This is a genomic window from Streptomyces sp. Je 1-4 4N24, assembly GCF_026239515.1.
GTDB lineage: Bacteria > Actinomycetota > Actinomycetes > Streptomycetales > Streptomycetaceae > Streptomyces > Streptomyces nigrescens.
This window is the reverse complement of record NZ_CP110836.1, coordinates 608905-623914: the sequence shown is the minus strand read 5'-3', so window position 1 is coordinate 623914 and position 15010 is coordinate 608905. Positions and strand designations below refer to the sequence as shown.

Below are 15010 nucleotides of genomic sequence, written 5' to 3'. Positions count from 1 at the left end.
CGTATACCGACCGCCGGTTTCTTGAAGGGCTGACGCTACATGGACAACGAGGACAAGCTCCGCGACTACCTCAAGCGGGTCACCACGGACCTGCGGCAGACCCGCCGCAGGCTGCAGGAGGTGGAGTCGCGGGAGCACGATCCCATCGCGATCGTCGCCATGGCCTGCCGCCTTCCGGGAGGAGTCCGCTCCCCCGAGGAACTGTGGCGGCTGGTGGCCGAAGGCACCGACGCCATCGGGCCCATGCCGACCGATCGCGGCTGGGACGTGGACAAGCTGTACGACCCGGACCCCGACCGTGCGGGCAGCAGCTATGTCCGCCAGGGCGGCTTCCTCTACGACGCCCCGGAGTTCGACGCCGGCTTCTTCGAGATCTCCCCGCGCGAGGCCCTCGCCATGGACCCGCAGCAGCGGCTTCTTCTGGAGACCTCCTGGGAGGTCTTCGAGCGTGCGGGCATCGACCCGACATCGGTACGCGGCAGCGAAGCCGGTGTCTTCGTCGGGTCGAGCAACCAGGGCTATGCCGCTTCCGCCGACGGGAGCACCGCCCCGGAGGGCGTCGAGGGCCATCTGCTGACCGGAGGATCCGCAGCCGTCCTCTCCGGACGGCTCGCCTACAGCTTCGGACTGCAGGGGCCGGCGGTCACCGTCGACACCATGTGCTCGTCCTCGCTGGTCGCCTTGCACCTGGCCGTCCAGGCGCTGCGGCACGGAGAGTGCGAGATGGCGCTCGCGTGCGGAGCAACCGTGATGTCCTCGGCACGGAACTTCGTGGAGTTCAGCCGTCAGCGAGGGCTCGCGCGGGACGGGCGGTGCAAGCCGTTCGCCGCGGCCGCCGACGGCACCGCGTGGGGCGAAGGTGTCGGCGTCCTGCTGCTGGAGCGCCTGTCGGAGGCCCGCCGCGGCGGCCATCCGGTGCTGGCGGTGATTCGCGGCAGTGCCACCAACCAGGACGGTGCGTCGAACGGCCTGACCGCGCCGAACGGGCCTTCGCAGCAGCGGGTGATCCGGGCCGCGCTGGCCGATGCCGGTCTGACGCCCACCGAGGTGGACGCGGTGGAGGCGCACGGTACCGGGACGGCGCTCGGCGACCCGATCGAGGCACAGGCCTTGCTCGCCACGTATGGCAAGGACCGGGACGAGGACCGGCCGCTCTGGCTCGGCGCGTTCAAGTCGAACATCGGGCATACGCAAGCCGCCTCCGGCATCGCCGGAGTGATGAAGATGGTGCAGTCGATACGCCATGGCGTACTGCCGGCGACGCTCCATGTCGACGTGCCGTCACCGCATGTGGACTGGTCGAAGGGGAACGTCCGTCTGCTCACCGACGAGACGGCGTGGCCCGAGACGGACGCGCCCCGGCGGGCCGGTGTGTCGTCATTCGGCGGCAGCGGCACCAACGCCCATGTCCTGCTCGAACAGGCGCCGGCGGAGGAACCCGCCGACGAACAGCCCGCAGCCTCCCCCGCTCGGGACGCGGCGCCCACCACGCTGCCCTGGGTGGTTTCCGGGCGTTCCGCGACGGCCCTGCGGGCGCAGGCAGACCGACTGGCGTCGTGGGCGGAGATCACCGGACAGTCGCCGGCGGACACGGGACATGCGCTGGTGGCTTCGCGTGCGGCCCTGGAGCACCGGGCCGTGGTGGTGGGATCCGACCAGGACACACTGGTCGCCGGACTGCGTGCCGTGGCGGAGGGCGAGACACCCGCCGGTGCGGTGGTGGGCGACGCGGCAGCCTTGGAGGGCGACGCCGATGTGGTGTTCGTCTTTCCGGGGCAGGGGTCGCAGTGGGTGGGGATGGCGGTGGAGTTGTTGGACTCCTCGCCGCTGTTCGCGGCCCGGTTGGCGGAGTGTGAGGCGGCGTTGGAGCCGTTCACCGACTGGTCGCCACGCGAGGTGCTGCGTGCGGCCGAGGGATCCCCGGGCCTGGACCGGGTCGATGTGGTCCAGCCGGTGTTGTGGGCCGTGATGGTCTCGTTGGCGGAGGTGTGGCGGGCTCATGGTGTGGAGCCCGCTGCGGTGGTGGGGCACAGCCAGGGGGAGATCGCCGCGGCCTGTGTCGCCGGGGCGTTGACTCTGGAGGACGGCGCGCGGGTCGTAGCACTGCGCAGCAAGGCGATCCGTGCGCTGTCGGGTGGTGGCGGGATGGTATCCGTGGCCCTGCCCTCGTCCGAGGTCGCGGAGCTGATCGAGCCGTGGGGTGGTCGGGTTTCGGTTGCGGCGGTCAACGGTCCCACGTCCGTGGTGGTCTCCGGTGACGCGGACGCGCTCGATGAGCTGAGGGATGTGTGCCGGGAGCGCGGGGTTCGTGCGCGTCGAATCGATGTGGATTACGCCTCGCATTCGGCTCATGTGGAGTCGATCCGCGAGGAGTTGCTTGAGGTTTTGGCGCCCTTGGCGCCCAGGGCGTCCGAGGTGCCGTTCTTTTCGACGGTGACGGCGGAGTGGCTGGACACGGCGGAGATGGACGCCGGGTACTGGTTCCGTAATCTGCGGCAGACGGTGCGGCTGGAGCCTGCGGTGCGTGAGCTGCTGGCGCTGGATCATCGGGTGTTCGTGGAGGTCAGCCCGCATCCCGTCCTGACGATGCCGGTGCAGGAGACCGCTGAGGCGGCGGGTGCGGATGCCGTGGTGACGGGGACCCTGCGCCGTGATGACGGTGGTCTGTCGCGCCTCTACACCTCCCTCGGTGAGCTGTATGTCAACGGCGTGGAGGTGGACTGGTCCCCGGCGTTCGCCGCTTCCCGGCCCGGGGTCGTCGAGCTGCCCACGTATGCCTTCCAGCGTCGGCGTTACTGGCTGGAGTCGGGTCAGCCGTCGGTGACCGGTGTGGTGGATCCGGTGGATGTGCGGTTCTGGGACACGGTGGAGCGTGCGGATGTGGAGGGTCTGGCGGCGACGTTGGGGTTGGCGGATCCGGGGGCGTTGCGTGAGGTGTTGCCGGCGCTGTCGTCGTGGCGGCAGGGCCGGCAGCGGCGGAGCACGGTCGACAGCTGGCGCTACCGGATCGCCTGGCGGCCCCAACCCGAGCCGCAACAGGCCAAGTTGGAGGGCAGCTGGCTCGTCGTCGTGCCCGCCGACCACCTGGACAACGACCTCGTACGGGCCACTCTCCAGGGCATGGGGGACTGCGGCGCCGAGACCGTGCTCCTCGTCCTGGAGGAGTCGACCACCGACCGCCAAGGTGTGGCCGACCAGCTGCGCAACTCCCTCACGACTGGTGCCCCCAGCGGCGTTGTCTCCTTCCTCGCCCTGGACGAGCGGCCACTGGCCGGGCACCCCGAGGTCACCGTGGGGCTGGTCCAGTCCGTGGCCCTGATGCAGGCACTCCTCGATACCGAAGTCGAGGCTCCGCTGTGGCTGCTCACGACCGAGTCCGCCGCCACCGGTTACTCCGACGACGAGGTCAGGCATCCGCTCCAGGCGGCCGTCTGGGGCCTGGCCCGGGTGTTCGCCCTGGAGCACCCGAAGCAGTGGGGCGGCCTGGTCGACCTTCCTGCGGAGCTGAACGACCGTGGTGCCGCTCTGCTGTCCGGGGTCCTCGCCGCGGGAGGGGAAGAGGATCAGCTTGCCCTCCGCGACTCCGTACTCCTCACCCGCCGGCTGACCCGCGCCCCTCTGGACGGCGGCGAGTCGGCCACCCCCTGGCGTACCAGCGGAACAGCCCTGGTCACCGGCGGTACCGGTGGTCTCGGTGCGCACACCGCCCGGCTGCTCGCCCGTAACGGCGCCGAGCATCTGGTGCTGACCAGCCGGCGTGGCCCGGACGCACCGGGCGCGGACGAACTGCGCGACGAACTCGCCGAGTTGGGGGCGCGAGTCACCATCGCCGCCTGCGATGTGACGGACGCCGACGCGCTGGCCGAGCTGGTCACCCAGGTCGAGGCCGACGGCCCGGCCATCCGTTCCGTCGTGCACACGGCCGGAGTAGGTCTGCTCGTGCCGCTGGCCGACACCACGCTGGAGCAGTTCGCCGAGGGCGCTCGCGCCAAGCTGCTCGGTGCCCGCAACCTCGACGCGCTCTTCGACCGCGACGAACTGGACGCCTTCGTGCTGTACTCGTCCGTCGCCGGCACCTGGGGCAGCGGAGACCACGGGGCCTACGCCGCGTCGAACGCCTATGTCGACGCGCTCGCGGCGCACCGCCGCGCCCGCGGTCTGACGGGTACCTCGATCGCCTGGGGCATCTGGAGCCCGGAAGGCGGCGGGATGGCCGTGGACGTGGTCCAGGAACAGCTGCGCTGGCGCGGTATCCCGTTCATGCCGGCGCACCTGGCCGTGCTGGGGCTCCAGCAGGCGCTCGACCACGATGAGACCTTCCTCGCCGTGGCGGACATCGACTGGGAACGCTTCGTCCCCGTCTTCACCGCCGCGCACCGCCGCCCGCTGCTGCACGAGGTCCCCGAGGTGCTGCGGGCGCTGGAGGCCGGCGAGGCCGACACGGACGCCGCCGAGAGCACCTCCGAGGTGCTCCGCTCCCAGCTTGCCGGGCTGGTACCCGCCGAACGCGAGCGGCAGCTCTCCGACCTCGTACGCAAGCAGGTCGCGGCCGTGCTCGGATACGCGGACACGTCCGAGGTCGAGGTCGGCCGCGCCTTCCGTGAGCTGGGCTTCGATTCCCTCACTGCGGTGGAGCTGCGCAACCGGCTCAACACAGCCACCGGACAGAAACTCCCCGCCACCGTGGTCTTCGACCATCCGAACGTGAAGGCGCTCGCCGGGCATCTGGAGACCACCCTGGTCGGTGCCGGCGGTCCGCTGTCCGTACCGTCCGCCGCCCCGGACACCGCGGCCCCCGTCGCTCCCCCAGACGACGACCCGATCGCGATCGTGTCCATGGCTTGCCGCTATCCGGGAGGCGTACGGTCGCCCGAGGACCTGTGGCAGCTGGTGCGGGACCGGACGGATGCGATCTCGGAGTTCCCTGCCGACCGAGGCTGGGACCTCGATGGGCTCTACGACCCGGACCCGGACCGCACCGGTACCTGCTACGTCCGCGAAGGCGGATTCCTCGACGCAGCCGGTGACTTCGACGCCGAGTTCTTCGGGATCTCGCCGCGCGAGGCCCTCGCCATGGACCCGCAGCAGCGGCTTCTCCTGGAGACGTCCTGGGAGGCGATCGAGCGCGGTGGCATCGACCCCGGATCCCTGCGCGGCACCCCGACCGGCGTCTTCTTCGGGGCCGCCTACCAGGGATACGGCAACGGCGAGGCCCCGGAAGGGTTGGAGGGGCACCTCATCACCGGAACGGTGACAAGCATCGCCTCCGGCCGTATCTCCTACACGCTCGGACTGGAAGGCCCCGCGATAACGCTGGACACGGGCTGTTCGTCCTCGCTGGTGTCGCTGCATCTGGCCGTCCAGGCGCTTCGCTCGGGTGAGTGCTCCCTGGCGATCGCCGGCGCCGCGGCGGTGATGAGCGAACCGATCGGTCTCGTGGGCTTCAGCCGTCAGCGGGGGCTGGCGAGGGACGGGCGGTGCAAGCCGTTCTCGGCGGCGGCCGACGGTATGGGCATGGCCGAGGGCGTCGGCGTGCTGCTGGTGGAACGCCTGTCGGACGCCCGCCGCAACGGCCACCGGGTGCTGGCGGTCGTCCGCGGCACGGCGATCAACCAGGACGGTGCGTCGAACGGCTTGACCGCGCCGAACGGGCCTTCGCAGCAGCGGGTGATCCGGGCCGCGCTGGCCGATGCCGGTCTGTCGGCCGGTGAGGTGGATGCGGTGGAGGCGCACGGTACGGGCACGTCGCTGGGTGATCCGATCGAGGCGCAGGCGTTGCTGGCCACCTACGGGCAGGAGCGGGAGGCGGACCGGCCACTGTGGCTCGGCTCGGTCAAGTCGAACATCGGGCACAGTCAGGCAGCCTCCGGCATGGCCGGGATCATGAAGATGGTGCAGGCGCTACGCCACGGCGAGATGCCGGCGACGCTCCACGCCGATGAGCCGTCGCCACACGTGGAGTGGCTGTCGGGCGCCGTGGAGCTGCTGACCGAGGCCCGGCCATGGACGGTGGAACAGGGCCGTCCGCGCCGCGCCGGTGTCTCGTCCTTCGGCGTGAGTGGGACCAATGCGCATGTGATCGTCGAGCAGGTGGAGGAGCCTGAGCAGGAAGGGGAGTCGGCTTCGTCTACGTCTACGCCTACGTCTTCGCCTTCGGCCTCCGGTGGCGTAGTCGTGCCGTGGGTGGTGTCCGGGCGTTCTGCTGATGCGTTGGTGGCTCAGGCGGAGCGGTTGGTGTCGCGGGTGGCGGGTGCCGGCTGGTCGCCGGTGGAGGTGGGTTGGTCGTTGGTGGCGTCGCGGTCGTCGTTCGAGCACCGGGCGGTTGTCGTCGGATCGGAGACCACTGAACTGGCGTCAAAATTGGGGGAGTTGAGTCCGACTGCTGCGGTGGGTGATCCGGGCAGGACGGTGTTTGTCTTTCCTGGTCAGGGGGCGCAGTGGCTGGGGATGGCGGTGGAGTTGCTGGATTCTTCGCCGGTGTTTGCTGAGCGGTTGGCGGAGTGTGGGGCGGCGTTGGAGCCGTTCACCGACTGGTCGTTGAGTGCTGTGTTGCGTGGGGCTGAAGGCGCGCCGGGTCTGGACCGGGTGGATGTGGTGCAGCCGGTGTTGTGGGCGGTGATGGTGTCGTTGGCGGAGGTGTGGCGGGTTCATGGTGTGGAGCCGGCCGCGGTGGTCGGCCACAGTCAAGGCGAGATTGCCGCGGCTTGCGTCGCCGGAGCGTTGGGTCTGGACGACGGCGCCCGGGTGGTGGCGCTGCGCAGCAAGGCGATCCGTGCGCTGTCCGGTCGGGGCGGGATGGTGTCGGTGGCACTGTCCTCCTCCGAGATATCGGAGTTGATCGAGCCGTGGGGTGGTCGGGTTTCGGTTGCGGCGGTCAATGGTCCGTCGTCGGTGGTGGTCTCCGGTGATGCGGATGCGCTGGATGAGCTGGTGACGCAGTGCGGGGAGCGCGAGGTGCGGGCTCGTCGGATCGAGGTGGATTACGCGTCGCATTCGGTTCATGTGGAGTCGATCCGCGCGGAGTTGCTTGAGCTCTTGGCGCCGATCGTGCCCCGGGCGTCTTCCGTTCCGTTCTTTTCGACGGTGACGGGTGACTGGCTGGACACGGCGGAGATGGACGCCGGGTACTGGTTCCGCAATCTGCGGCAGACGGTGCGGCTGGAGCCTGCGGTGCGTGAGCTGCTGGCGCTGGATCATCGGGTGTTCGTGGAGGTCAGCCCGCATCCCGTCCTGACGATGCCGGTGCAGGAGACCGCCGAGGCTGCCGGTGCGGAGGCGGTGGTGACGGGGACGCTGCGCCGTGATGACGGTGGTCTGTCGCGGCTCTACACCTCGCTCGGTGAGCTGTATGTGAACGGTGTGGACGTGGACTGGTCCCCGGCGTTCGCCGCGCATCGTCCGCAGCTCGTGGACCTGCCCACCTACGCCTTCCAGCACCGCCGCTACTGGCTCGCATCGCACAAGCCCGCAGCAGGGTCGGCCGCTTCGGGACTCGTCGACGCCGGATTCTGGGAGACCATCGAGCGCGAGGACGCGGACGCGCTCGGCGAGACGCTCGGGCTGTCCGACAACGGTGCGCTGCGTGAGGTCCTTCCCGCGCTCTCGCTGTGGCACAAGCAACGGCAGCAGCGGAGCACGGTCGACGGGTGGCGCTACCGGATCGTCTGGCGACCCCGGGCGGAGCCCGAGCGCACCGGCCTGGACGGTACGTGGGTGGTCGTCGTCCCCGCCGGTCATCAGGAAGACCCGCTGGTCGAGGGCGTTGTCCGCGCGCTCCGGTCGGGCGGCGCGGACATCAGGACCCTGACCGTCGGTGCGGAGGACCGTGACCGGGAACGACTGGTGGGCCGACTGCGCGACGAGGCTGGTACGGCGGCCGGCCCGATCGCCGGGGTGCTCTCCCTCGTGGCCCTGGACGAGCAGCCGTGGGCCGCCACGGAGACCCTGCCGGCCGGGCTGGTCCTGATGACGTCGCTACTGCAGGCGCTCGGTGACGCCGGGATCGACGCTCCGCTGTGGTGTGCGACCCGCGGCGCGGTGTCGGTGAACCGTGCCGATGCCCTTGACCACCCGATGCAGGCCATGGCGTGGGGGCTGGGCCGGATCGCCGCCTTCGAATATCCGCAGCGGTGGGGCGGACTCATCGACCTGCCGGGCGAGTGGGACGACCGGGCCGGCCGACGGCTGGTCGCGCTGCTGGCGCAGGGCCCCGGCGAGGACCAGCTGGCATTGCGTGGGTCCGGAGTCTTCACCCGCCGGATGCTGCGGTCGCTCCCGGGGGACCGGCCGGCCGGGGAGGGCTGGCGGCCGCGTGGCACCGTCCTGGTCACCGGTGGGACGGGCGCATTGGGCGGGCGCCTCGCCCGCTGGCTCGCCCGCAACGGCGCGGAGCATCTCGTACTCGTCAGCCGCAGGGGCCCCGAGGCGCCGGGCGCCGCCGACCTCGTCAAGGAGCTGGCCGCGCTCGGAGCGCGGGCAACCGTGCGGGCGTGTGATGTCAGCGACCGGGCGGCGGTGACGGCACTCCTCGCGAGCCTGCCGGAGGAGCAGCCGCTGACCGCGGTGGTGCACACGGCAGGAGTCCTCGACGACGGGGTGATCGACCAGCTCACCCCGGACCGCGCGGAGACCGTGTGGGAGCCGAAGGCGGGGGCCGCACTCGTCCTCCACGAGGCGACCCGGCACCTGGACCTGTCGGCGTTCATCCTGTTCTCCTCCATGGCGGGCACACTCGGCGGGCCCGGCCAGGGCAGCTACGCGGCGGCAAACGCGTGTCTGGACGCGCTCGCCCTGCAGCGCCGCGCCGAGGGACTTCCCGCGACGTCGATCGCCTGGGGAGCGTGGGGCGGCGGCGGTCTGGTGGGAGAGGAACTGGCGCAGCGGCTCCGCCGTGACGGAGTGCCGCCGATGGATCCCGACCTGGCCGTCTCCGCCCTGCAGACGGCCCTGGACCAGGGTGAGACGTTCCTGGTCGTCGCGGACGTCGACTGGCGCAGGGCCACGGCCCGGCGGGTCGCCGCGGTGAGTGAGCTGCCCGAGGTCCAGGCGTCGGTCGGCGACGGCACCGAGGAGGCCGCGGTGCGCGGCGACGCCGCGCCGCTCGTCGTACGGCTGCGGGAACTCGCGCCGGGGGAGCGGCGTGCGGCGCTGCTGGACGGCGTACGGGCCGCGGCCGCCGCCGTCCTCGGCCACGACCGACCCGACGCGATCCCCGCCGACCGGGCGTTCCGTGAGCTGGGCTATGACTCGCTGACCGCTGTCGAGCTGCGCAACCGGCTTGCCGAGGCGACCGGCCTGCGGCTGCCGGTCACCCTGGTGTTCGATCATCCGACGGCGGCCGGGCTCACGGCGTTCCTCCACGACGGGCTCTTCGGCGCGGTGCCGGAGAGCGCGGCCCCGGCCGCGGCTGCCGTTCCGGTGGACGACGATCCGGTCGTCATCGTCGGGATGAGCTGCCGCTACCCGGGCGGGGCCGACTCACCCGAGGAGCTGTGGCGGCTGCTCGAAGAGGGCACCGACGCCGTCTCGGGCTTCCCCACCAACCGCGGCTGGGACATCGAGCGGCTCTACGACCCGGACCCCGACAAGCCGGGCACGTTCTACGCCCGCGACGGCGGGTTCCTCTACGACGCCGACCACTTCGACCCGGCATTCTTCGGGATCTCGCCGCGTGAGGCGGTCGCCATCGACCCCCAGCACCGGCTCCTCCTGGAGACTTCCTGGGAAGCGGTCGAACGGGCGGGCATCGACCCGGAGATGCTCCGTGGCACGGCGGCCGGCGTCTTCGTCGGTTCGAACTACCAGGACTACGGCTCCCGTGCGCGCACCGCCCCTGAGGGCATGGAAGGACATCTGGCGACGGGCAGCGCGAGCAGTGTCGCCTCCGGCCGTATCGCCTACACCTTCGGTCTGGAGGGGCCGGCCGTCACGGTGGATACGGCGTGTTCGTCGTCGCTGGTCGCCCTGCATCTGGCGACCCAGGCCCTGCGGTCCGGGGAATGCACGCTCGCCCTGGCCGCCGGTGTGACGGTGATCTCGACCCCGCAGACCTTCATCGAGTTCAGCAGGCAGCGGGCACTCGCTCCCGACGGCCGCTGCAAGGCGTTCTCGGCGGATGCCGACGGCGCCGGGTGGGCCGAGGGCGTCGGTGTCGTCCTGCTGGAGCGGCTGTCCGAAGCCCGTCGGCGTGGACATCCGGTGCTGGCCGTCGTCAAGGGCACGGCCGTCAACCAGGACGGCGCCTCCAACGGGCTGACCGCACCCAACGGGCCCTCCCAGCAGCGCGTCATCCGGCAGGCGTTGGCCAACGCGGGACTGTCCACGGGCGACATCGACGCCGTCGAGGCCCATGGGACCGGCACCCGGCTCGGCGACCCGATCGAGGCGCAGGCGCTCCTCGCCACCTACGGCCAGGAACGTCCCGCGGAACGCCCGTTGTGGCTCGGCTCGATCAAGTCGAACATCGGCCACACCCAGGCCGCGGCCGGTGTCGCCGGAGTCATCAAGATGGTGCAGGCGATGCGGCACGGAGTGCTGCCGCGCACCCTCCACGCCGAGCGGCCGTCGCCGCACATCGACTGGTCGGCGGGGAACGTGCGGCTGCTGGGCGAGCCGCAGGAGTGGACACCGGGCGCCGGTCCGCGCCGGGCCGGTGTCTCCGCCTTCGGCATCAGCGGGACCAACGCACATGTGATCCTGGAGGAGCCCCAGCCGGTGGTGGTCGTCGAGTCGGGCGTCACCCCACAGGGCCGTCAGCCGGAGACCGCGGGCGCGCCGACGGGCGTTGTCCCCTGGCTGCTGTCCGCCCGGGGCGCCCCGGCCCTGCGGGCCCAGGCCCGGCGGCTGGCGGAACACCTCGCCCGCAACCCCGGGCTCACCCCTGCCGATATCGCGCTGTCCCTGGCCACCTCGCGCACCGGATTCGAGGACCGGGCAGCCTTCCTCGGCCAGGACACCGGTGAACTGACCGCGGCACTCCGGGCGTTCGCCGACGGCCGGGAGCACCCACGGGTCGCTGTGGGCCGCGCCCGCCCCGGAAAGCTGGCCTTCCTCTTCCCGGGGCAGGGATCACAGCGCGCCGGGACCGGACGGAGCCTCTACGCGACCCATGACGCCTTCGCCGACGCCCTGGACGCGGTCTGCGCACACCTGGACGGCCACCTCGACCGGCCCCTGCGCGAGGTGCTGTTCGCCCGGCCCGGCACACCCGAGGCGGACCTCCTCGACCGGACCGTCTACACCCAGGCCGGCCTTTTCGCCCTGGAAGTCGCCCTGTTCCGGCTGCTCGAAAGCTACGGGGTGCATCCGGACCTGCTGCTCGGCCACTCGATCGGTGAACTGGCCGCCGCACATGTCGCCGGGGTGTTCTCCCTGGCGGACGCCTGCCGTCTGGTCGCCGCACGCGGCCGGCTGATGCAGGCCCTGCCCGCCGGCGGAGCCATGGTGTCCGTCCATGCGGCCGAGGAGGACGTACTGCCGCTGCTCGCACCGTACGAGGGCAGGGTCGCGGTCGCCGCGGTCAACGGACCGGCCGCCACCGTCCTGAGCGGCGACGAGCACGCCGTCACCGAGGTCGCCGGACACCTGGCCGCCGCGGGACACCGGACCAAGCGGCTGCGGGTCAGCCATGCCTTCCACTCGGCCCGCATGGACGCGATGCTCGACGAATTCGCTTCCGTGGCGGCGGAGTTGAGCTATCAGCCGCCGGCCGTGCCCGTCGTGTCGAACGTCACGGGCCGTCCGGCCACGGCCGAGGAGCTGTGCAGCCCCGACTACTGGGTGCGCCACGTCCGGCAGGCGGTCCGCTTCCACGACGGGACCCGCACCCTGGAAGAGCTGGGCGCGCGCACCCTTCTCGACCTCGGGTCCGGGGTGCTGACCGCCATGGCGGACGAGTGCCTGACCACGACGGACGGCATCTTCCTTGGTGCGCTGCTGCGCCGGGACACCGAGGAACCGGAGTCGCTCACCACCGCCCTGGCCCAGCTGCATCTGCGGGGCCACGGCCCGGACTGGGAGCGCTGCCTCGCGTCCTCGGGCGCCCGGCGGGTGCCGCTGCCGACCTACCCGTTCCAGCGGCAGCGGTACTGGCTGGAGGCTGCCACGGACCCGACCGACGTCTTTGACGTGGGGCTGGAGGCGGCCGGGCATCCGCTGCTCGGTGCGGCGGTGCCGCTCGCCGGTTCCGGCGGTGCCCTGTACACCGGGCTGCTCTCGGCGGGGCGTCAGCCGTGGCTGGCCGACCACGCCCTGGACGGCACGCTGCTGTTCCCCGGCACCGGAATCCTGGAACTGGCACTCCAGGCCTGCGAACGCACCGGCGCCGGCCACGTGGAGGAACTCACCCTGCAGGCCCCGCTGGTGGTCCCGGAGGACGGCACGGTGCAGCTTCAGGTCACCGTGGGGGAGGCGGACGAGTCGGGCCGTCGCCCGCTGTCCGTGCACGCGCGCCCGGCGACCCGCACGGACGGCGAGGAGCAGCCCTGGACCCGGCACGCCGAGGGCACCCTCGCCGACGGCCCGCCCGAGACCGGGACGCCCGCCGACCTCACCGCCTGGCCCCCGCCGGGTGCCGACCCGGTCGATGTCTCCGACCTGTACGAGCGCACCGCCGCGAACGGCTTCGCCTACGGACCGGCCTTCCGCGGTCTGCACACCGCCTGGCGCCGGGGCGACGAAGTGTTCGCCGAGGTCACCCTGCCCGAGCAGTACCGCGACACCGGCTTCGTCCTGCATCCGGCGCTGCTGGACGCCGCGCTGCACACGGTCGCCCTGGCCGCACCCGACACCGAACGGGCCGTGCTGCCCTTCAGCTTCCGGGCGGTCACCGCGGCAGACGCGGCCTGCCCGGACACCGTGCGGGTCCGTCTCGTCCGACAGTCCGACGACACCTATGGAGTGCAGCTGGCGGACGCATCGGGCACCCCGCTCGCCGCGATACCGGCCTGCGTTCTGCGGCCGGTCGACCCCGCACGGCTGGCCGCCGCCGGACCGAAGCCGGCCGATCTGTACCGGATGGACTGGGCGGACCTGGCGTTGAGCGAATCTCCGGCCGAGCCGTATGCGGTCATCGGCACGGAGGTACCCCAGGTCCCCGGTGACCACAACGCCCGGTACCCGGATCTGTCCGCGCTGACCGCGGCCGTCGACGCCGGGGCCGAGGTACCCGCCACGGTCCTCATCGGCTGCCTGCCGGCCGAGGGCGATCCGGCCGAGGCCACCCGCCGGGCCGTGCACCACGCACTGGACCTGGCACAGGCCTGGCTCCGCGACGAGAGGTTCAGCGCCTCGCGGCTGGTCCTGTGCACCCGTAACGCCGTGGCGGACCGGGCCGGCGCGGCGGTTCCCGGACTGGCGCAGTCCGCCGTCTGGGGCCTCGTCCGCACCGCCAAGGCCGAGAACCCGGGACGCTTCGCCCTGCTCGACCACGACGGCACGGCACGGTCAGCAGCAGCGCTGCCCGCTGCCCTGGCGACCGGCGAACCCGAGATCGCCCTGCGCGAGGGCGGTGCCCGGGTGCCGCGACTGGTGCGGGCCCGGGCGGCCGAGCCGTTCCGGGGCCTCGGCGGCGACGGCACGGTGCTGATCACCGGGGGCGGCGGCATGCTCGGCCGGCTCGTCGCCCGTCATCTGGTGGCGGCTCATGGCGTACGCAGTCTGCTGCTCGCCGGCCGTCGTGGGCGGACGGCGGAAGGGATGCCCGAACTGGAGAAGGAGCTGCGCGAGTTGGGAGCCGAGGTCGAGATCGCTGCCTGCGATCTCACCGACCGGGCCGACACCGCCCGGCTGCTGGCCTCCGTATCCGCCGAACGTCCGCTCAGCGCGGTGATCCACACCGCGGGCGTCCTCGACGACGGGGTGCTCGGTTCCCTGACCGCGGACCGTATGGACACCGTGCTGCGGGCCAAGACTGATGCCGTACTCCACCTCGACGAGCTGACCCGCGACCTCGACCTGACGGCGTTCGTGCTGTTCTCCTCGCTCGCCGGGACCTTCGGCGGGGTCGGACAGGGCAACTATGCGGCGGCCAACGCGTTCCTCGATGCCTTCGCCCACGCCCGGCGGGCCGCGGGCCGTCCCGCCGTCTCCCTCGCCTGGGGCCTGTGGGCCGAACGCAGCGGGATGACCACCAAGCTGGACGAGACCGACCTCCACCGGATGGCCAGGGGCGGGGTGCGCCCCATGCCGTCGGACCAGGCACTGGCGCTGCTCGATGCCGCACTCGCCACGGGCGAGCCGTTCCTCGTCCCGGCCCGGCTCGATATGGCGGCGCTGCAGACCGCGGCCGGCGAAGTTCCCCCGCTGCTGCGGTCGTTGGCCGGTCCGCGGCCCCGGCCTTCGGCCGGCCGGCCGGGCCCCGCGCCGTCCGCCGAAGCCGATCAGCTCGGCACCCGCCTCGCCGCGCTGCCGGAGACGGACCGGCGTCAGGCGGTGCTCGATGCCGTCCTGGGCCAGGCCGCGCTGGTGCTGGGCCATACCTCGGCCGACGCGATCGACCCCGAACGCGGCTTCCTGGAGCTGGGCTTCGACTCGCTGACCGCCGTCGAGCTGCGCAACCGTCTGACCACCGTGACCGGGACCAGGCTGCCCGCGACCCTGCTGTTCGACTACCCGGAACCGGGCGGCCTCGCCGACCATCTGCTCGGCAGGCTGGGCCCCGCGGTGGAGCAGCGGTCGGCCCACGGGGACTCCGCATCCGGCCCGCTCGACGCCTGGGAGGCACAGACCGAGCGGCTCATGGACGACACTGCCGCCAGGCCCTCGCTGCGCGGTCGGCTGCAGGGACTCATGGACCGGCTCGACAACCTCTCCGAGGATCCGGACGCCATGCTGGAGAACCGGCTGGACCAGGCATCGGACGACGAACTGTTCGACTTCATCGAGCAGGAACTCGGCGGGTCATGACGGGCTGACCGCCCGCACACCGGCTCCGGCTGCCCGCTGAGGTGCTGCCGGAGCCGGTGCGGTCCGGCAGCACCTCAGCGGGCGGCCTCAAGCCGGGCCACCCCTT

General features: G+C 72.1%; 1 protein-coding gene. It reads left to right on the top strand.

The window, feature by feature from the left end:
* The first annotated feature begins 39 nt into the window (after nucleotides 1–39).
* On the top strand, nucleotides 40–14904 hold the full coding sequence (locus SLV14N_RS02410) for a type I polyketide synthase (protein WP_263267809.1): 14865 nt from the start codon (nucleotides 40–42) through the stop codon (nucleotides 14902–14904).
* Nucleotides 14905–15010: the final 106 nt, after the last annotated feature.

Bases quoted from the DNA above. Each gene is read 5' to 3' on its own strand.
- SLV14N_RS02410 (WP_263267809.1), top strand. From the start codon at position 40: ATGGACAACGAGGACAAGCTCCGCGACTACCTCAAGCGGGTCACCACG.